This is a genomic window from Kitasatospora hibisci (genome assembly GCF_043950205.1).
Classification (GTDB): Bacteria; Actinomycetota; Actinomycetes; order Streptomycetales; family Streptomycetaceae; genus Kitasatospora; species Kitasatospora hibisci.
The window spans coordinates 5,020,244-5,038,968 of the sequence record NZ_CP171642.1 but is presented as its reverse complement, the minus strand read 5'-3'; the positions used below and the strand labels follow the sequence as shown (position 1 = coordinate 5,038,968).

The window sequence follows — 18,725 nt, the reverse complement described above, 5'->3', positions numbered from 1 at the left end:
GGCTACTCCCCCGCCTGCGGGTCGTCGGCGGTGTCGGTGGGGGTGTCGGACGCTTCGGTGCCCTCGGTCAGCGTCGCGTGGAACTCCTCGACGGCCTCCGGCTCGGACTCGATGTGGCCGCGGGCGGCACCGGTCATCGCGGTACCCAGATCCTCCGCGGTGACCGTGGCCGGGTCGGCATCGGCGACCAGACGGCCGCGGTAGATCACCCGGATGGTGTCGGAGAGGCCGATCAGCTCGTCGAGGTCGGCGGAGATCAGCAGCACCGCGAGGCCGTCCCGCTGGGCGGTCCGGATGTGCTCCCAGATCTGCGCCTGCGCGCCGACGTCCACACCACGGGTCGGGTGCGCCGCGACCAGCAGCTTGGGGGCGTGGCTCATCTCGCGGCCGATGATCAGCTTCTGCTGGTTGCCGCCGGAGAGGGAGGCCGCGGTGACCTCGATGCCGGGGGTGCGGACGTCGTACTCCTCGACGATCCGCTGGGTGTCGCGGCGGGCGCCGGCCGGGTCGAGCAGCACGCCCTTGGAGTTCGGGGTCTCGGTGACGTGGCCGAGGATCCGGTTCTCCCAGAGCGGGGCCTCCAGCAGCAGGCCGTGCCGGTGGCGGTCCTCGGGGATGTAGCCGATGCCGGCCTCGCGGCGGGCGCGGGTCATCGTGCCGGAGAGGTCCTTGCCGTCCAGCGTGACGGTGCCGGCGTCCAGCGGGAGCATGCCCATGATCGCCTCGACCAGCTCGGCCTGGCCGTTGCCCTCGACACCGGCGATCCCCAGGACCTCGCCCTTGTGGATGCGCAGCGAGATGTCGTCCAGCACCACGCGCTCGATGCCCTCGGCGTCGGTCTTGGCGATCCGCAGGCCCTGGACGTCGAGCATCTCGGTGGCGGTGACGGTGGACTCGCGGCTCTCCGGGGAGGGGAGCTCGGCGCCGACCATCAGCTCGGCGAGCTGGCGCGCGGTGACGCTCTTCGGGTCGGCGTCGCCGACGGTGGTGCCGCGCCGGATGACGCTGATCGCGTCGGCCACCGACAGCACCTCGTGCAGCTTGTGCGAGATGAAGATGACGGTGACGCCCTCGGCCTTGAGGTCGCGCAGGTTGTCGAAGAGGGCGTCGACCTCCTGCGGGACGAGCACGGCGGTCGGCTCGTCGAGGATCAGGATCCGGGCACCGCGGTAGAGCACCTTGAGGATCTCGACGCGCTGGCGGTCGGCCACGCCCAGGTCCTCGACCAGGGCGTCCGGGCGGACGCCCAGGCCGTACTGGTCGGAGATCTCCTTGATCTTCGCCTTGGCCTTGGCCCCGATGCCGTGCATGTGCTCGCCGCCGAGGACGACGTTCTCCCAGACGGTCAGGTTGTCGGCCAGCATGAAGTGCTGGTGCACCATGCCGATGCCGCGCGCGATGGCGTCGCCCGGGGTGTTGAACTCGCACTGCTCGCCGTTGATCGCGATGGTGCCCTCGTCCGGCTTCTGCATGCCGTAGAGGATCTTCATCAGCGTCGACTTGCCGGCGCCGTTCTCGCCCATGAGCGCGTGCACCGTACCGGTGCGGACGGTCAGGTTGATGTCGTGGTTGGCCACGACGCCGGGGAAGCGCTTGGTGATGCCGCGCAGTTCGACGGCCGGTGTCGCCGTCCCCGCGCTGGGGGTACCGCCCTGGTTCAGGGCGGGGTCGGATGCGGTGATGGCGATCTCCTGGTGGTCTGGAGGCGCGACGTTGCGCTGGAGGGCCAAAAGAGAAAACGGTGGGGGGACGGGACGGGGCCCGGGGGTACGCACTGAGCGCACCCTTCCGGGCCCCTCCCTGATGCTGCGTCAATCATCGCGCTGCCGGGCAGGTGGCAGCGGCAGCGACGTCCGGGCGCGCCTTACGGGGCGGTCGGGACGGTGGTGGCGCCGCTCTTGATCGCCGTGGCGGCGTCGTTGAGCTTGCCCTGGATGTCGTCGATCTTGCCGCCGGTGGTGGCGAGCGAGACGCCGTCGGCCTTCAGGTCGAAGTTCTTCACGCCGGTGAAGACGGAGCCCTTCTTCGCCGACTCGATGTAGGCGTAGACGGCCTTGTCGACGTTCTTGACCATGGAGGTCATGATGACGTTCTTGTACTTCGCCAGGGCCGGCTGGGCGGCCTGGTCGGAGTCGACGCCGATGGCCAGGGCGCCCGGCTTGTTGGAGACGGCCTCGATCGCGCCGTTGCCGGAGGAGCCGGCCGCGGAGTAGATGACGTCCGCACCCTTGTCCAGCTGACCCTGCGCGGCCTCCTTGCCCTTGTCGGGCGAGTTGAAGCCGGAGAAGTCCGGGGGCGTGGTCAGGTAGGTGGTCTCGATCCTGATGTTCGGGTCGACCGACTTGGCGCCGGCCACGTAACCGGCCTCGAACTTCTTGATCAGCTCGGACTGCACGCCACCGATGAAGCCGATGTGCTTGGCCTTGGACTTGAGCGCGGCGGCCACGCCGGCCAGGTACGAGCCCTCCTGCTCCGAGAAGGTCAGCGAGGTGACGTTCGCGGGCTGGGTGTCGGAGGCCGAGTCGATGATCGCGAACTTGGTGTTCGGGTTCTCCTTGGCGACCTTCTCGACCGCGGACTGGTACACGAAGCCGACCGCGATGATCGGGCTGTAGCCGGCGGTGACCAGGTTCTTGAGGCGGGTCTCCTTGTCGGCCTCGGCCTCGCCGGTCTTGGCGTCGGCCTCGGTGACGGTGACGCCGAGGTCGGCCTTGGCCTTGTCGAGGCCACGGGCGGCGGAGTCGTTGAACGACTGGTCGCCACGGCCGCCGATGTCGTAGGCCATGCCGACCTTGATGCCACCTTCGGAGGATCCGGAGGAAGCGGTGGTGTCGTTGCTCTTTGCGCCGCAAGCGGCGAGCGAGGCCATGCCCAGGGAACCCGAGAGCACAACCGCGGCGAGCTTAGTTGAACGGCGCAAGGGAATATCTCCTTCTCACACGCACCCGTTTAGCGTGGTCGGACGCCACCGTAACGCGCGTAGAACACGGTTGGGTTACGGGCCGCCGGAGCATTCGGGTTGTTATCAAACCGTGGTCTCACGGCTCACCCGGCGCTCCTTCCCGGTACGCGAACGGTGCTTGGTACTGGCCCGGCCCAGTTTACGCAACCCGGCATAAAGCCCGTATCGTGACAATCCGCCCCGCCGCTGCGCGTCCCTCCGGCCCGCCCCGCCTCTCCCTGCCCGCGTTGGGGCCTCTTCCGCCCGGGGCCCACGACTCCGCCGGGGCCTACGACTCCGCCGGGGCCAGCGCCAGGGACGAGAACAGCTCCACGCCGATCCCGATCGCCCGCTCGTCCACGTCGAACCGGCCCTGGTGCAGGTCGCGGACCGAGGTGTCGCCGGGGGTGCGGACGCCCAGCCGGGCGAGGGCCCCCGGCGCGTGCTCCAGGTACCAGGAGAAGTCCTCGCCGCCGAGGCTCTGCTCGGTGTCCTCCACCACCTGGCGGCCGTCCCGCCCGAACCGCTCCGTCATGGCCGCGTCCAGCAGCCCGACGGAGACCGCCTCGTTGACCACCGGCGGTACCCCGCGGTGGTAGTCGAGCGTCCACTTCGCCCGGTAGGTCTCGGCCAGCTTGGCGATCAGCTCGTGCAGCTGGTCCGGAGCCTCCTGCCAGCCGGCCAGCTCCAGGCAGCGGACGGTCCCCTCCAGCTCGGCGTGCTGCGGGATCACGTTGGGGGCTGATCCGGAGGCGATCCGGCCCCAGACCAGGCTCACGCCCCAGCGCGGGTCCATCCGGCGGGCCAGCGCGGCCGGCAGGTCGGCGGCCATCCGCGCGATCGCGGTCACCAGGTCGGTGGTCAGGTGCGGGCGGGCGGTGTGGCCGCCGGGCCCGTCCAGGTGCAGCATCAGCCGGTCGCAGGCGGAGGTGATCGCGCCGATCCGCAACCCGATCCGCCCGACCTCGACCTTGGGATCGCAGTGCACCGCGAAGATCCGGCCGACGCCGTCCATCCCGCCGGCGTTGATCACGTCCAGCGCCCCGCCCGGCATGACCTCCTCGGCCGGCTGGAAGACCAGCCGGACCGGGCGGCGCAGCTCGCCGGTGCGGGCGGCCTCGGCGAGCACCAGGGCGGTGCCCAGCACCACCGCGGTGTGCACGTCGTGGCCGCAGGCGTGGGCCCGGCCCGGGACCGTCGAGCGGTACGGCACGTCGGTCTTGGCGTCGTCGATCGGCAGCGCGTCGATGTCGGCGCGGAAGGCGAGGAACTCGGCACCGCGCGGGGTGCCCGCGGGCACGATGTCCACGGTCATGCCGGTGCCGCCGGGCAGCACCCGGGGGGCGAGGCCGGCGGCCGTCAGCCGGTCGCGCAGCAGGCCGGTGGTGCGGAACTCCTGGCGCCCCAGCTCCGGGTGCCGGTGCAGATCGCGACGGAAGGCGATCAGCTCGGGCTCCAGCGCCGCGATCCGGCCGCGCAGGTCGGCGGCGGGGCGGGCAGCGGTGAGCGTGACGGCCGGCTGGGCGGACTCAGGACGGTTCATCTCAACAAGGGTAGGCCTGTTGGGGGGATTTGGCCCGACTTCCCGAAAAGAAGTCCCCGGATGGGCGCATACCGGCCGAGCAGGTGGGTATGACATCTCGTTTCAGCCGCCTTCCCCGTGTTGCCTGCACTGTGCAACGACCGCCCGCCCCGGCGGTCACGGCCCCACCCGCTCGGCGGATTGACGCGCCCTCAGAACCGCTCGACGGGGGTGTACGTCCCCCACACCTGGCGCAGCGCGTCGCACACCTCGCCGAGGGTGGCCCTGACGGCCAGCGCCTCCTTCATCGGGTACAGCACGTTGTCCCGCCCATCGGCGGCACGGCGCAGGGCGCCCAGCGCGCGGTCCACCGCGGACGCGTCGCGGGCGGCCCGCAGCCGGGCCAGCCGCCCGGCCTGCTGCACCTCGATCGCCGGGTCCACCCGCAGCGGCTGGTACGGCTCCTCGGCGTCCAGCCGGAAGCGGTTGACGCCGACCACGGTCCGCTCACCGGAGTCGGTCTCCTGCTGGACGCGGTAGGCGGTGCGCTCGATCTCGGCCTTCTGGTGGCCGGCCTCGATCGCCGCCACGGCGCCGCCGAGGTCCTCCACCCTCTCCATCAGCGCGAGCGCGGCGGCCTCCACCTCGTCGGTCAGCGACTCGACGACGTACGAGCCGGCGAACGGGTCGACGGTGGCGGTGACGTCGGTCTCGTAGGCGAGCACCTGCTGGGTGCGCAGCGCGAGCCGGGCGGCCTTCTCGGTGGGGAGCGCGATCGCCTCGTCGAAGCTGTTGGTGTGCAGCGACTGGGTGCCGCCGAGGACCGCCGCCAGCGCCTGCACCGAGACCCGGACCAGGTTGACCTCGGGCTGCTGCGCGGTGAGCTGCACCCCGGCGGTCTGGGTGTGGAAGCGGAGCATCTGCGACCTCGGGTCCCGGGCGCCGAACCGCTCGCGCATGACCCGGGCCCAGATCCGGCGGGCTGCCCGGAACTTGGCCACCTCCTCCAGCAGCGTGGTGCGGGCGACGAAGAAGAAGGAGAGCCGGGGCGCGAAGTCGTCCACCGCCATGCCGGCCGCCACGGCGGTGCGCACGTACTCGATGCCGTTGGCGAGGGTGAAGGCGATCTCCTGCGCGGGGTCCGCCCCGGCCTCGGCCATGTGGTAGCCGGAGATCGAGATGGTGTTCCAGCGCGGGATCTCGGCCCGGCAGTACCGGAACACGTCCGCGACCAGCCGCAGCGAGGGTTTCGGCGGGAAGATGTAGGTGCCGCGGGCGATGTACTCCTTCAGCACGTCGTTCTGGACGGTGCCGGTCAGCCGGGCGGCCGGCACGCCCTGGGCCTCGCCGACCAGCTGGTACAGGAGCAGCAGCGGGGCGGCCGGGGCGTTGATGGTCATCGAGGTGGAGACCTCGCCCAGCGGGATGCCGTCGAACAGCACGCCCATGTCCTCGACGCTGTCGACCGCCACCCCGACCTTGCCGACCTCGCCGGCCGCGAGCGGGGCGTCCGAGTCGTAGCCCATCTGGGTGGGCAGGTCGAAGGCGACCGAGAGGCCGGTGCCGCCGCCGGCGATCAGCTGCCGGTAGCGGGCGTTGGACTCGGCGGCGGTCCCGAAGCCGGCGTACTGGCGCATGGTCCACGGCCGGCCGGTGTACATCGTCGGGTAGACGCCGCGGGTGTAGGGGTACTCCCCCGGCCTGCCCAGGCGCTCCCCGGGGTCCCAGCCGGCCAGGGCTTCGGGGCCGTACAGCGGCTCGACGGGGAAGCCCGACTCGGTGCGGCGCGGCTCGGCTGCCATGGTGTCCTCCGCGGGGTCGGCGGAACGGTGCACTGGTACCCGCAATGTAGTGGTGCGGGCGGGCGCGGGCGCGGGCGACACCATTGAGATGATCGGGTCAGCGACCGAAGTGCTTCCACGAATGACCCAGGGAGTGGCAATGACCGAGCAGAAGGTGGCCGTGGTCACCGGTGCGAGCAGCGGAATCGGCGCGGCGACCGCCCGCCGGCTCGCCGAGGAGGGCTTCGAGGTGGTGCTGACCGCCCGGCGGACCGACCGGATCGAGGCACTGGCCAAGGAGATCGGCGGGCGTGCCCACACCCTGGACGTGACCGACCGGGCCGCGGTGGACGCGTTCGCGGCCGGGATCGGCCGGGTGGACGTCCTGGTCAACAACGCCGGCGGGGCGATCGGCGCGGAGACGGTGGAGAGCGGCGACCCGGCCGACTGGCTGGCGATGTACCAGGTGAACGTCCTCGGCGTGCTGCACATGACGCAGGCCCTGCTGCCGGCGCTGCGGGCGAGCGGCGACGGCACCGTGCTGCTGATGTCCTCCACCGCGGCGCTGGCCGCGTACGAGGGCGGCGGCGGCTACGTCGCGGCCAAGCACGCGGCGCACACCATCGCCGCGACGCTTCGGCTGGAGCTGTGCGGGGAGCCGATCCGGGTGATCGAGATCGCCCCGGGCATGGTGAGGTCCGAGGGCTTCGCCGTCACCCGGTTCCGCGGCGACGAGGAGAAGGCGGCCGCCGTGTACGCGGGCGTGTCCGAGCCGCTGACCTCGGAGGACATCGCGGACACCGTCGCCTGGGCGGTCACCCGGCCCGCGCACGTCAACATCGACCTGCTGGTGGTCCGCCCGCGTGCCCAGGCCGCCAACCACAAGGTCCACCGCGCCTGACGGCCCGGGGCGGGCGGACCGAGGGTCAAGATCGAACATGTCACCCTGCAGTGGTACACACGTACGATGAAATCTCTTCGGGCCGCCCGCCCGCGGCTGCTGCTGGCCGCACTGGCGACCGGCACCCTGCTCCTCGCCTCGGCCTGCAACGACGGCCCCGCGCCCGCCCAGGACCGGGCCGCCGGGCCCGCCACCGACACCGCCACCGCCACCGCCACCGACACCCCGTCGGCCACCCCGTCCGCGACGCCGACGCCGACGCCCACCGGCGCGGACGACCCCGCGCTCAAGCCGTTCTACGGCCAGCAGGTCTCCTGGGCCGCCTGCCCGGACGACCCCAAGGCCGCCAAGGCCAAGATCGACATATCCGGGATGCTCTGCGGCAAGCTGCACGTCCCGCTCGACTACACCCACCCTGCCGCGGACGCCCTGGACATCGCACTGATCAAGCTGCCGGCCGCCAAGCCGGACCAGAAGCTCGGCTCGCTGATGGTCAACCCCGGCGGCCCCGGCGGCTCCGGGATCGAGATGGTCAAGTACGGCGCCAAGGAGTACGACGGCGTCCTGCACGACCGCTTCGACGTGATCGGCTTCGACCCGCGCGGCACCGGCGAGAGCTCGCCCGTCGTCTGCTACGACGACAAGCAGCACGAGGAGTCCAACCAGCGGGACACCCCGATGGAGCCGGCCGCGCGCAAGGCGCAGCACGTCAAGGCCGCCACCGAGCACGCCGCGGCCTGCCAGGCCAAGTCCGGCAAGCTGCTGCCCTTCGTCGGAACCCGCAACACCGCCCGCGACCTGGACGTGCTGCGCGCCGCCGCCGGCGACAAGAAGCTCAACTACCTCGGCATCTCCTACGGCACCTACCTCGGCGCGCTCTACGCCGAGGAGTTCCCGAAGAACACCGGGCGGCTGATCCTGGACGGCGCCGTCGACCCCGCCCAGGACCGCCTGGACCACGGAATCGACCAGCAGGTCGCCTTCGAGAAGGCCTTCCGGCGCTTCGCCGCGGACTGCGTCGAGAACCACGCCGAGGAGTGCCCGCTCGGCAAGGACCCGGACACGGCCGCACAGAAGGCCGCCGACTTCCTGGAGGGCCTGTACGAGCACCCGCTCACCGCCGAGGACGGCCGCAAGCTCAACCGCGACCTGGGCTGGACCGGGACCCTCTCGATGCTCTACGGCGATGAGAAGACCTACTGGAAGGCCCTGCGGATCGCCCTCGGCTGGGCGATGCTGGGCAAGAAGCCCGACTACCTGCTGGCCTTCGCCGACGAGTACAACGGCCGCGACGAGGACGGCCACTACAACCCGATGGAGGAGGCCAACGGCGCGATCAGCTGCGCCGACACCTCCCGCCCGGCCCCGACCCCCGAGCGCGCCCGGCAGGCGGTGGCCCGGCTCAAGGCCGAGGCCCCGCTGCTCTCCAAGGGCGTCACGGTCGAGGACTACGACGAGCCCTCGTGCGCCTACTGGCCGTTCAAGACCACCGAGAAGCCGCACGCCGTCCGCGCCGAGGGCGCCGCGCCGATCCTGGTGGTCGGCACCACCGGGGACCCGGCCACGCCGTACGCCTCGGCGGAGGCGCTGGCCAAGGGCTTCGCCGACGCCACCCTGCTGACCCGGGTGGGCGAGGGCCACGGCGCCTTCGGCAAGGGCAACAGCTGCATCGACGCCGCGCTGGAGTCGTACCTCGTCGACGGCACCGTGCCGGCCGCCGGGACCCGGTGCTCCTGAGGGGCCGGGCGTGCCCAGGGAACCGGAGTATTAGCAGATGAAGGCGGGGAGGGCGCTGACGGTGGGGTGTCAACGTCACAACTTGATAGCTCGATCGGATGAATTCCGCGTGCGCCCTCCCCAACTGATGACCGCTCAACTACCGTTGAGCCGCTGCCCAGCGGGCGCTGGACGCCGCTCCGCAGCCCCATACTTCATCTGTTCCCCCCTTCCCACCGGCACCTTCCCGCCCTCACGAGGAGGACCCGCTGGCCAGCGACATCCCGCCGCAGCGGCTCGATCCGCGCTCCGAGCCGACCCTCCTCGGATTGCACCGCTTCAACGAGGCCGACGCCGGCGCCGCCGAGGAGGCCCTGCTGGCCTGCTGCGGCAGCCACCGCTGGGCCCTGCGGCTCACCGCGCACCGGCCCTACCCCGACATAGAGTCCCTGCTGGCCGCCGCCAGTGAGGCCTCCTACGACCTGCGCCCGGCCGACCTGGCCGAAGCGCTGGCGGACGAGAGCTGGATGCCGCAGCCGCTCCTCGGCATGCGCGCTCCGGGCAGCCAGGCCGCCCACACCGCCCTGCGCGCGGCCCACGCCGCGTACGAGGCCCGGTTCGGGCACGTCTTCGTGGTCTGTCTGGAGGGCGTGGCCCCCGAGGAGATGCTCGACACCGTCCTCGACTCGATCCGCACCCGGCTCACCAACGACCCGGACGAGGAGCGGCTGATCGCGGCCGACGAGCTGCGCCGGATCGCCCTCACCCGGTTGGAGCACCTGGTCGCCACCCACTCCGGGGCCGCGGCCCGCTGACCCGGGGCCCGCACCGCGCCCCACGACACCACGCCCCACGACACCACGCCTCACCGCACCGCCTGCGCGGCGCGGAGCTTGGCCGCCTGCTGCCGGACGATCCGCTCGTCCGGCGCGGCGGCCGGCTGCGCGCCGACGCCGACGGTCGTGAAGACCGCCAACACCTGGCCGACCCGGGCCACCACCGCGCGCTGCGAGAGCACGACCGGTCCCGATTCACTCGTCAGGGTGAACCCGGTCGCCGCGTCCACTCCCCCGGGCGTGGGCGTGTCGCCCCGGATCAGCCGGTGCCTGGTCCGGATCCCCTTCCGCGACCGGTCCGCCGGCGGGGGCGGCGCCGTGGAGGAGAAGGAGGCGCACGGGCCGAACAGCTTCTCCAGCTCGGCCTGCAGCCGCGCCGCCCGGCCGGGCCGGAAGGCCAGCAGCCCGCCGTACACACCGCCCTCCGGGTCGGCCGCCCTCGCCACGCTCAGACCGGTCTCCGCGTACGGACCCTCCGGGCCGGGGGAGGCGCCGGCGGCCGGGGTCACCGCGTCCAGCAACGGCTGGCAGGCCGGCACGTCGGACAGCTCCCGCGCCCCGCCGGAGCCGACCTCCCCGTGGCCGGGTGTCATCACCGTCACCGTGTAGCCGGGGCCGAGGTCGGCGTCGGCCACCGCGGCCGCCCGCAGCTCCCCGGCGGACAGCTCGCGCGTCGGCCCGGCCCGGTCGGCCGAGCCGCCGACCGTGGTGCAGCCCGCCGCGAGCGACAGCGCGAGTACGGCGGCGGGGGCGAGGGGGCGGGACGGGCGGAGCGGCACGGCGGCCTCGGCAGGGTGTCGGCGCGGACGGCGGGCGGCCACCGTAGCGCAGCCGGACAGTCACCCTGAGTGCCGAATCCGGGCGGGGTTCCCGGCAGACTAGGCCAGTCGTGCCTGATTGATCACACCTCGGGCCCCCGGAGGCGGTTACCGAGAAGGCGTCGATAGGATGCTCGCGGCCGGTGGACCGTACCCGGCCGGGCTGACCGACACCGAAGCCGGCCGAGCCCCCAATCGCTTCCGGAGGGTTTTTCCGTGCCGGCTGGAACGCTGTACCGCGGCCGGGAAGGCATGTGGAGCTGGGTGGCTCATCGAGTCACCGGCGTCCTCATCTTCTTCTTCCTGTTCGCCCATGTCCTGGACACCGCGCTGGTGCGGGTGTCGCCCGAGGATTACGACACCGTCATTCAGACGTACAAGACGCCGCTGGTGAACCTGATGGAGTACGGCCTGGTGGCCGCCATCCTGTTCCACGCCCTCAACGGCCTGCGCGTCGTCGCCGTCGACTTCTGGTCGAAGGGCCCGAAGTACCAGAAGCAGATGCTCTGGAGCGTGGTGGGGGTGTGGGTCGTCCTGATGGCCGGCGCCTTCTACCCGATCCTTCAGCACACGCTGACCTCCTGGTTCGGGAAGTGATCTGAGACATGTCCACGGAAATCTCCGACGCCCTGGTCGTCCCCTCCGCCCAGGCGCACACCGGCAAGGGCCTCGGCACCGGCAACCCTGCCGACGCGTTCGTGATCGAGCCGGCCCGGCAGCGGACCAAGAAGACCCCGCGGCGCACCCGCACCAACTTCGAGATGCTGGCCTGGCTCTTCATGCGCCTGTCCGGCATCGTCCTCGTGGTGCTGATCCTCGGCCACCTGCTGATCATGCTGGTGCTCGACGGCGGCGTCTCCCGGATCGGCTTCGCCTTCGTGGCCGGCCGCTGGGCCTCGCCGTTCTGGCAGGTCTGGGACCTCCTGATGCTCTGGCTCGCCATGCTGCACGGCGCCAACGGCATGCGGACGGTCATCAACGACTACGCCGAGAAGGACTCCACCCGGCTCTGGCTGAAGGGCCTCATGGGCGCCGCCACGGTCTTCACCGTGCTGCTCGGCACCCTGGTCATCTTCACCTTCGACCCGAACATCTAATCGGCAGAGGCCAGAGGCGAGTTAGAACCCCATGCAGATTCACCAGTACGACACCGTCATCGTCGGGGCCGGTGGCGCCGGCATGCGTGCGGCCATCGAGTCGACCCAGCGCACCCGCACCGCGGTGCTCACCAAGCTGTACCCGACCCGGTCCCACACCGGCGCGGCCCAGGGCGGCATGTGCGCCGCCCTCGCCAACGTCGAGGAGGACAACTGGGAGTGGCACACCTTCGACACGGTCAAGGGTGGTGACTACCTGGTCGACCAGGACGCCGCCGAGATCATGTGCAAGGAGGCCATCGACGCCGTCCTCGACCTGGAGAAGATGGGCCTGCCCTTCTCCCGCACCGAGCAGGGCCGGATCGACCAGCGCCGCTTCGGCGGCCACTCCCGCAACCACGGCGAGGCCCCGGTCCGCCGCTCCTGCTACGCGGCCGACCGCACCGGCCACATGATCCTGCAGACGCTGTTCCAGAACTGCGTCAAGCACGGCGTCGAGTTCTTCAACGAGTTCTACGTCCTCGACCTGCTGATCAACGGGGGCAAGACCGCCGGCGTCGTCGCCTACGAGCTGGCCACCGGCGAGATCCACGTCTTCCAGGCCAAGTCGGTCGTGTTCGCCTCCGGCGGCACCGGCAAGTTCTTCAAGGTCTCCTCCAACGCCCACACCCTCACCGGTGACGGCCAGGCCCTGGTCTACCGCCGCGGCCTGCCGCTGGAGGACATGGAGTTCTTCCAGTTCCACCCGACGGGCATCTGGCGCATGGGCATCCTGCTCACCGAGGGCGCCCGCGGCGAGGGCGGCATCCTGCGCAACAAGGACGGCGAGCGCTTCATGGAGCGCTACGCCCCCGTCATGAAGGACCTCGCGTCCCGTGACGTCTGCTCCCGCGCGATCTACACCGAGATCCGCGAGGGTCGCGGCTGCGGTCCGGACGGCGACCACGTCTACCTGGACCTCACCCACCTGCCGCCGGAGCAGCTGGACGCCAAGCTGCCGGACATCACCGAGTTCGCGCGCACCTACCTCGGCATCGAGCCCTACACGGACCCGATCCCGATCCAGCCCACCGCGCACTACGCCATGGGCGGCATCCCGACCAACGTCGAGGGTGAGGTCCTGCGCAACAACACCGACATCGTCCCGGGCCTGTACGCGGCCGGCGAGGTCGCCTGCGTGTCCGTGCACGGCGCCAACCGCCTGGGCACCAACTCGCTGCTGGACATCAACGTGTTCGGCCGCCGCGCGGGCATCGCCGCCGCCGACTTCGCCAACGCGAACGACTTCGTCGAGCTGCCCGAGAACCCGGCCGAGAAGGTCCAGGCCCTGGTCGACGGCCTGCGCGAGTCCACCGGCACCGAGTCCGTGGCGCAGATCCGCAAGGAGCTGCAGGAGACCATGGACACCAACGCGATGGTGTACCGCACCGGCGCCACCCTGAAGCAGGCGGTCGAGGACATCGCCGCGCTGAAGGAGCGCTACAAGAACGTGGCGATCCAGGACAAGGGCTTCCGTTACAACACGGACCTGCTGGAGGCCGTCGAGCTGGGCAACCTGCTCGACCTGGCCGAGGTGCTGGCGGTCTCCGCACTCGCCCGCGAGGAGTCCCGCGGCGGCCACTACCGCGAGGACTTCCCGACGCGTGACGACGTGAAGTTCATGCAGCACACCATGGCGTACCAGGAGGTTGCCGAGGACGGCACCACCTCCATCCGCCTCGACTACAAGCCGGTCGTCACGACCCGCTACCAGCCGATGGAGCGTAAGTACTGATGAGCACTCCGACCGTGGAGAAGCACTCGGCCGCTCTGGACGCGGCCGAGGCGGGTGCCGTCCAGCTGATCACCGTCACCGTCCGGATCCGCCGGTTCAACCCGGAGGAGCACCCGGACCCGGTGTGGGTCGACTACCAGCTGGAGATGGACCCGAAGGAGCGCGTCCTGGACGCGCTCAACAAGATCAAGTGGGAGCAGGACGGCACCCTCACCTACCGCCGTTCCTGCGCGCACGGCATCTGCGGCTCCGACGCCATGCGGATCAACGGCCGCAACCGGCTGGCGTGCAAGACCCTGATCAAGGACGTCAACCCGGAGAAGCCGATCACGATCGAGGCCATCAAGGGCCTGACGGTCCTCAAGGACCTGGTCGTGGACATGGACCCGTTCTTCCAGGCGTACAAGGACGTCATGCCGTTCCTCATCACCAAGGGGAACGATCCGACCCGCGAGCGCCTGCAGTCCGCCGAGGACCGCGAGCGCTTCGACGACACCACCAAGTGCATCCTGTGCGCCGCGTGCACGTCGTCCTGCCCGGTCTTCTGGAACGACGGCCAGTACTTCGGCCCGGCCGCGATCGTCAACGCGCACCGCTTCATCTTCGACTCGCGCGACGAGGGTGCGGAGCAGCGGCTGGAGGTCCTGAACGACCGCGAGGGTGTCTGGCGCTGCCGGACCACCTTCAACTGCTCGGAGGCCTGCCCGCGTGGCATCGAGGTCACCAAGGCGATCCAGGAAGTGAAGCGGGCGCTGGTCACCCGCCGCTTCTGATCCCGGCCTGACACGACGAGGGCCCCGTCCGATCCGCCGATCGGACGGGGCCCTCGTGCGTCCCGGCTCAGCGCAGGACGCCGAGGTCCTTCGGGGTGGTGAAGCCCCGGTACGTCAGAAGGTGCCGGTCGGCCGTGACGGCCCAGAGGTCCGGCTCGCCGTCACCGTCGAGGTCACCGGAGCTGCCGAGGGTCGGGTAGGCGTCCACGGTGAACCCGGTCGCGACCACCCCGGAGGACGGGTCGGCGAGGGCGGAGAAGTCGAACGGGGTACCGGGCTGCTTCGGGACCGGGTAGGCGTGCAGCACACCGTTGGCCCGCTCCCGCGCCCAGAGGTGGAACGTGCCGGAGGTGCCGATGCCGGCGACCAGGTCGTAGCCGGTCCAGGCGCCGCTGGTGGTGAGCCGCTGGACCGTGCGGTACGAGTTGAGACCGGGGTAGTAGGCCCAGAGGTCTCCGTGCTCGACCGAGAGCAGCACCGGCCAGCGGTTCGGCGTGTCGTTGCCGAGCGCGACGAGTTGCTCGGCGTCCTGCCAGTCCGCTCGGAACCCCTCGGGGCAGGGAACCTCCGCGAGCGCGGCGTCCACGCACCCGGTCTCGTCGGGGTGGCCGACCAGCGACGGGAAATCGGAGCCGAAGTCACCGGCGCCGCTGTTCGTGTACGCGTAGAGGGAACCTGGGGCTGCCGGGTTACGCATCAGTAGGTCGTCGGCCGGGGCATGCGGCCCCCAGCCCTTGTGGATCACTCGGGTGCCGTTCCAGCCACCGCGCGAGAGCGCCGCCGGGATCAGCGAGGTCGGGGCCGTGCTGTTCGCCCGGCCGCTGATGACCTGCAGGTTGCCCGCGGCGTCCGGGAGCAGGATGTCCGGGACCGCGTCGCCGTCGACGTCACCGGGGACGCCGGCCTTGGGGCGCGGGTCCGACGGGGCGTAGAAGTTGTATGCGAAGGCCTGGCTGATGTTGCCCGCGTTGTCCACGGCCTCGACGTAGAGGGTGTTGCTGCCCCACTCCGGCACCTTGAGGGCCAGCGCGGCGCTGCCGTCCGGACCGGGCTGCACGGTCGGGCCGGCGCAACCGCCGTAGACGGCGCTGTGGTCGTTCAGCGCGTACCGGTAGCACGCGATCCCCGAGGCTTCGCCGCCTGCCGGCACCGGATCGGTGCCGGTGAGGGTGAAGGTGGCGGTCTCGCCCGCGTACTTGTTCGGCTTCTGGCCGGAGCCCAGGGCCGGGAAGTCCGTGGAGGTGACGGCCACGGTGGCGCTGGTGTTGTCCACCCGGAAGTGGCAGTCGGCCGACGCCGGGGAGATCTTGTGGCCCTGGAGGGCACGGGCCTGCCAGGTGTAGCTGTGGCCGTCCGCCAGGCCCGCGGCCTTGATGCGGGCCTGCCCGGACACGGCCTGGGCGATGCCGCTGAAGACGGCCGTGTCCGCACCGGTGGTCGCGTCCCAGACGGCGAAGCGGGCCGAGAGGCCGGTGGCGGTGTCGGCGGCGACGGTCGCGTCGAGGAACGGGCCGTCGACCGTGCGCCCGATCCAGCCGGGCGTGGTGGTCGAGTCGCAGGCGTCCGTGACGGCGCCCGTGGAGACGGTCCGCGGCTGCGGGGACGCGGTCGTCGCGGTGACCCGCAGTCCGGTGTCGGCCGCGGCGGCCGGAGCCGCCAGCAGACCGGCGGCCACCGCCGCTGTCGCCGCGGCGCCCCACCGGCGCAGGTGCGCAGGCTTCATGAAAGTACCCACCCCTTTGGAGTCGAAGAATGGTTCGACCTCTACTCAAACGGTGTGGATCCTGCCAGCGCCCCCGCCGACCGGCAACCGGGTTTGACCGGTCAGTCGGCGACCGGCTCGCGCCGGGTGGCGCGGAGCCCGCGGACGCCGATGGCGCCGATCCCGACGCCGAGGACGAAGGACGTCACCGCGAGCAGGAGGTGCACCCAGAAGAAGGCGGTGGGCTGCGAGTGGTCGCCGCCGGTGAAGGCCTGGCCGCCCGAGTCCTTCCAGAGGTTCTTGACGAAGGTGGTCCAAATGATCATGGACCAGACGCCGAAGGCGGTCAGGAACCAGGACGTGCGACGGCTGAGCTTCATGAGGTCCTCAACGGGCGGTGACGTGAAGAAGGCGTGTCCCCCCAGTATGCGCGGGGGGCCGTTCGGCGTACCGCAGCCCCCTCCTGCGGAGGACGGGCCCGGAGTGGCGGACCACCGGGGCCCCGACTGGGTACGGTCTGCTGGTGCTCACACGCCCTAAGCTCGCACAGCTGCTCGCCGCATGCCTCGCGGTGCTCCCGGCCCTCCTCGCCACCCCGGCGGCCGTCGCGGCCCCGGACTCCCCGCCGCCCCCGCAGACCGCGGTCGGCGGCGAGCGGATGGGGCTCTCCGGCGTCCAGGTGGACCCGCTGGCAGGCGCGCCGGCGCTGCCGCGGGACCTCACCGGGCGCTCCTGGATAGTCGCAGACGCCACGTCAGGGGACGTGCTGGCGGCGAGCGAACCGCATCTGCGCCTGGCACCCGCCAGCACGCTGAAGATCCTCTTCGCCGACACCGTGCTGCCCAAGTTCGACCGCAACGCCGTACACCGGGTCGCGGACGCGGAGATCCAGGGCATCGGCCCCGGCAGCAGCCTGGTCGGCATCAAGGAGGACCTCGACTACAAGGTCGAGGACCTCTGGCGCGGGGTCTTCCTCAGCTCCGGCAACGACGCCGTGCACGTCCTGGCGCACATGAACGGCGGCATCCAGCAGACCGTCGCCGAGATGCAGGCCCGCGCGGAGGCGTTGCAGGCGAAGGACACCAGGGTCGTCTCGCCGGACGGCTACGACATGGAGGGCCAGCTCTCCTCGGCCTACGACCTCACGCTGTTCGCCCGGGCCGGACTGCGCAACCCCGACTTCCGGATGTACTGCGCCACCCGGGACGCGCTGTTCCCCGGCGCGGTGGACAGGAACACCGGCCAGCGCGGCAGCTTCGGCATCGCCAACACGGACCGGCTGCTCGGCAAGTACCCGGGGCTGATCGGTGTGAAGAACGGTTTCACCACCGAGGCCGGCTCCACCTTCGTCGGCGCCGCCGAACGGGACGGCCGCACCCTGCTGGTGACGGTGATGCACCCGACCACGTACCAGAAGGTCTACGACGAGACCGCGGCGCTGCTGGACTGGGGGTTCGCCGCGGCCGACAAGGTCACGCCGGTCGGGCGGCTGGTGGACGAGGTTCCGGCGGCGGAGCCGGCGCCCGGCGGGCAGGCGGGCGGCACCGCCGGGGCCCCCGCGCCGCCGCCGCACCCCTCGCCGCCCGCGCAGACCGAACAGGCCGAACAGGCCGAACAGGCGCCGGGACCCGCGGCCGCCCGGACGGCCTCCGGCGACGACGGCGGTGGGCCCGGCACGGTCGGCCGGCTGCTGGCCGCACTCGCCCTGGCGGCGGCCGGCACCGGGGCGCTGCTGCTCTGGCGGCGCCGCTCCGGCCGGCCGGCCGAGTAGGCCCGGACGGCGCCGAGCCGAACGGCGAGGGCCGTCACCGGTCCGAGGCCCCCGCGGGCCCGGTCTCACTCCCGGGACCGGGCCCGCGGCGTGTCCGTCTGCTCCACCCGCTCCGCGTACTCCCCCTTGTCCGCCTCCGCCACCATCTGCCGCGCCAGCTCCCGGGCCCGGTTGCGCGCGGCGGCCGGGTCCGCGGTCGCCGTCCACGCAACGCAGTACATCAGCAGCCGGCAGACGAAGTTGATCCAGAGCAGCAGCGCCACCGGCACGCCGAAGGCGCCGTAGAGGCTCTTCCCGGCGACCGAGCCGAGGTAGGAGGCGAGCAGGATCTTCAGCAGCTCGAAGCCGACCGCGCCGATCAGCGCACCCTGCAGCACGTCCCGCCGGTGCTGGCCGCCGATCCGGGGGAAGGGCGCCAGCAGGTAGGCGAAGAGCAGCGCGTCCGAGGCGACCGCGATCAGCAGGCCGACGCCGGTCAGCAGGTAGCCGCCGGGGCCTCCGGTGCCCAGGCCGATCCATTCGGCGATCCGCCCCGCCAGGGTCGTCCCGGCGGCCGAGGCGGCCAGCGAGAGCAGCGAGACCAGGCCCAGTCCGAAGAGCACCACGCAGTCCCAGGCCTTGCGCAGCGCCAGGTTGCCGCCGTCCTCGGGCAGCTGCCAGACGTCCCGGATCGAGGTGCGCATGGTGTCCACCCAGCCGAGGCCGGAGAGCAGCAGCAGGATGCCGCTGACCAGACCGACGGTGCCCGCGTTGGCCACCAGCGAAGGCAGGTTGAGCGCGTCGGAGATGCCCGGCAGCTGTTCGGAGATGCGCTTCTCCAGGTCGGCGACCCGGGTGTCGGAGAAGGTCGCGACCGCGATCGCCAGCGCCACCGTGAGCAGCGGGAAGAGCGCGAGGAAGCCGAAGAAGGTGACCGCTCCGGCCAGCCGGTTGCCACGGGCGGCGGTGAAGTGCTCGTACACCCGGTACGGGCGGCTGCGCAGCACCCGCGCCACGAGCGGGCCGATCACGGGGAGGCGGGTCAGGAAGTCCACCCGAACGGTTATACCGGCCGGTCGCCCGAACGGCCGACAGGCTCGGCGCGCACCCGGGC

At 71.7% G+C, this 18,725-nt stretch carries 16 protein-coding genes; 8 read left to right on the top strand and 8 right to left on the bottom strand.

All coding sequences use genetic code 11. The features are described from left to right. Positions 1 to 2: 2 nt before the first annotated feature. The 4 genes from ACF9IK_RS22060 to ACF9IK_RS22045 all read right to left on the bottom strand — a co-directional run bounded on the left by ACF9IK_RS22060 (position 3) and on the right by ACF9IK_RS22045 (position 6,265). On the bottom strand, positions 3 to 1,661 hold the full coding sequence (locus ACF9IK_RS22060; RefSeq protein WP_395298646.1) for an ABC transporter ATP-binding protein: 1,659 nt from the start codon (positions 1,659 to 1,661) through the stop codon (positions 3 to 5). A gap of 203 nt (positions 1,662 to 1,864) precedes the next feature. Further along, a complete protein-coding gene (locus ACF9IK_RS22055) occupies positions 1,865 to 2,920 on the bottom strand; it encodes a BMP family lipoprotein (RefSeq protein ID WP_395295859.1) in 1,056 nt (351 codons plus the stop codon). Between the two features lie 310 nt (positions 2,921 to 3,230). Next, on the bottom strand, positions 3,231 to 4,484 hold the full coding sequence (locus ACF9IK_RS22050) for an amidohydrolase (protein WP_395295858.1): 1,254 nt from the start codon (positions 4,482 to 4,484) through the stop codon (positions 3,231 to 3,233). A gap of 191 nt (positions 4,485 to 4,675) precedes the next feature. After that, positions 4,676 to 6,265, bottom strand: a complete 1,590-nt coding sequence (locus tag ACF9IK_RS22045; RefSeq protein ID WP_395295857.1) for an acyl-CoA mutase large subunit family protein — start codon at positions 6,263 to 6,265, stop codon at positions 4,676 to 4,678. Positions 6,266 to 6,404: 139 nt separating this feature from the next. Between ACF9IK_RS22045 and ACF9IK_RS22040 the strand changes: the two genes are divergently transcribed. The 3 genes from ACF9IK_RS22040 to ACF9IK_RS22030 all read left to right on the top strand — a co-directional run bounded on the left by ACF9IK_RS22040 (position 6,405) and on the right by ACF9IK_RS22030 (position 9,676). After that, positions 6,405 to 7,145 (top strand): SDR family oxidoreductase, encoded by a 741-nt coding sequence (locus ACF9IK_RS22040; RefSeq protein WP_395295856.1) that lies wholly within the window; start codon positions 6,405 to 6,407, stop codon positions 7,143 to 7,145. Between the two features lie 66 nt (positions 7,146 to 7,211). Beyond that, the gene (locus ACF9IK_RS22035) at positions 7,212 to 8,882 is read left to right on the top strand and encodes an alpha/beta hydrolase (protein WP_395295855.1); all 1,671 of its coding nucleotides are present in this window, start codon (positions 7,212 to 7,214) and stop codon (positions 8,880 to 8,882) included. A gap of 308 nt (positions 8,883 to 9,190) precedes the next feature. Next, positions 9,191 to 9,676, top strand: a complete 486-nt coding sequence (locus tag ACF9IK_RS22030) for a 2-oxo-4-hydroxy-4-carboxy-5-ureidoimidazoline decarboxylase (RefSeq protein WP_395295854.1) — start codon at positions 9,191 to 9,193, stop codon at positions 9,674 to 9,676. 50 nt (positions 9,677 to 9,726) lie between these two features. On the opposite strand, the gene ACF9IK_RS22025 is transcribed toward ACF9IK_RS22030, so the two are convergent. After that, positions 9,727 to 10,476, bottom strand: coding sequence for a hypothetical protein (locus ACF9IK_RS22025; RefSeq protein ID WP_395295853.1), 750 nt, complete (start codon positions 10,474 to 10,476; stop codon positions 9,727 to 9,729). Positions 10,477 to 10,731: 255 nt separating this feature from the next. On the opposite strand from ACF9IK_RS22025, the gene sdhC reads away from it, so the two are divergent. From sdhC to ACF9IK_RS22005, 4 genes are read left to right on the top strand one after another with little or no spacing between them, the layout of a single operon-like run. Further along, positions 10,732 to 11,112 (top strand): succinate dehydrogenase, cytochrome b556 subunit, encoded by a 381-nt coding sequence (gene sdhC / locus ACF9IK_RS22020; RefSeq protein ID WP_238862918.1) that lies wholly within the window; start codon positions 10,732 to 10,734, stop codon positions 11,110 to 11,112. 8 nt (positions 11,113 to 11,120) lie between these two features. Continuing rightward, on the top strand, positions 11,121 to 11,612 hold the full coding sequence (sdhD, locus tag ACF9IK_RS22015; RefSeq protein WP_395295852.1) for a succinate dehydrogenase, hydrophobic membrane anchor protein: 492 nt from the start codon (positions 11,121 to 11,123) through the stop codon (positions 11,610 to 11,612). A 31-nt stretch (positions 11,613 to 11,643) separates the two neighbouring features. Next, entirely contained in the window at positions 11,644 to 13,386 is a 1,743-nt protein-coding gene (sdhA, locus tag ACF9IK_RS22010; protein WP_395295851.1) for a succinate dehydrogenase flavoprotein subunit, read from the top strand. Then, positions 13,386 to 14,159, top strand: coding sequence for a succinate dehydrogenase iron-sulfur subunit (locus ACF9IK_RS22005; RefSeq protein ID WP_395295850.1), 774 nt, complete (start codon positions 13,386 to 13,388; stop codon positions 14,157 to 14,159). The genes sdhA and ACF9IK_RS22005 overlap by 1 nt, the downstream gene beginning before the upstream one ends. Before the next feature lie 67 nt (positions 14,160 to 14,226). Here ACF9IK_RS22005 and ACF9IK_RS22000 read toward each other — a convergent pair whose 3' ends face one another. Next, positions 14,227 to 15,882, bottom strand: a complete 1,656-nt coding sequence (locus ACF9IK_RS22000; protein WP_395295849.1) for a hypothetical protein — start codon at positions 15,880 to 15,882, stop codon at positions 14,227 to 14,229. Positions 15,883 to 15,983: 101 nt separating this feature from the next. Then, positions 15,984 to 16,241 carry an SCO4848 family membrane protein gene (locus tag ACF9IK_RS21995; protein WP_395295848.1) on the bottom strand — a complete coding sequence of 86 codons (258 nt, stop codon included), beginning with the start codon at positions 16,239 to 16,241 and terminating at the stop codon, positions 15,984 to 15,986. 137 nt (positions 16,242 to 16,378) lie between these two features. On the opposite strand from ACF9IK_RS21995, the gene ACF9IK_RS21990 reads away from it, so the two are divergent. Further along, positions 16,379 to 17,632: a D-alanyl-D-alanine carboxypeptidase family protein gene (locus ACF9IK_RS21990; RefSeq protein WP_428846386.1), complete on the top strand. Its 1,254-nt coding sequence runs from the start codon at positions 16,379 to 16,381 to the stop codon at positions 17,630 to 17,632. A gap of 65 nt (positions 17,633 to 17,697) precedes the next feature. On the opposite strand, the gene ACF9IK_RS21985 is transcribed toward ACF9IK_RS21990, so the two are convergent. Beyond that, positions 17,698 to 18,666, bottom strand: a complete 969-nt coding sequence (locus ACF9IK_RS21985; protein ID WP_395295846.1) for a YihY/virulence factor BrkB family protein — start codon at positions 18,664 to 18,666, stop codon at positions 17,698 to 17,700. Positions 18,667 to 18,725 lie beyond the last annotated feature (59 nt).

What these genes read in the sequence shown, in the direction of transcription:
- ACF9IK_RS22050 (WP_395295858.1), bottom strand. Translation starts at nt 4,484, where the DNA reads ATGAACCGTCCTGAGTCCGCCCAGCCGGCCGTCACGCTCACCGCTGCC.
- ACF9IK_RS22045 (WP_395295857.1), bottom strand. Translation starts at nt 6,265, where the DNA reads ATGGCAGCCGAGCCGCGCCGCACCGAGTCGGGCTTCCCCGTCGAGCCG.
- ACF9IK_RS22040 (WP_395295856.1), top strand. Translation starts at nt 6,405, where the DNA reads ATGACCGAGCAGAAGGTGGCCGTGGTCACCGGTGCGAGCAGCGGAATC.
- ACF9IK_RS22035 (WP_395295855.1), top strand. Translation starts at nt 7,212, where the DNA reads ATGAAATCTCTTCGGGCCGCCCGCCCGCGGCTGCTGCTGGCCGCACTG.
- sdhD (WP_395295852.1), top strand. Translation starts at nt 11,121, where the DNA reads ATGTCCACGGAAATCTCCGACGCCCTGGTCGTCCCCTCCGCCCAGGCG.
- sdhA (WP_395295851.1), top strand. Translation starts at nt 11,644, where the DNA reads ATGCAGATTCACCAGTACGACACCGTCATCGTCGGGGCCGGTGGCGCC.
- ACF9IK_RS22005 (WP_395295850.1), top strand. Translation starts at nt 13,386, where the DNA reads ATGAGCACTCCGACCGTGGAGAAGCACTCGGCCGCTCTGGACGCGGCC.
- ACF9IK_RS22000 (WP_395295849.1), bottom strand. Translation starts at nt 15,882, where the DNA reads ATGAAGCCTGCGCACCTGCGCCGGTGGGGCGCCGCGGCGACAGCGGCG.
- ACF9IK_RS21995 (WP_395295848.1), bottom strand. Translation starts at nt 16,241, where the DNA reads ATGAAGCTCAGCCGTCGCACGTCCTGGTTCCTGACCGCCTTCGGCGTC.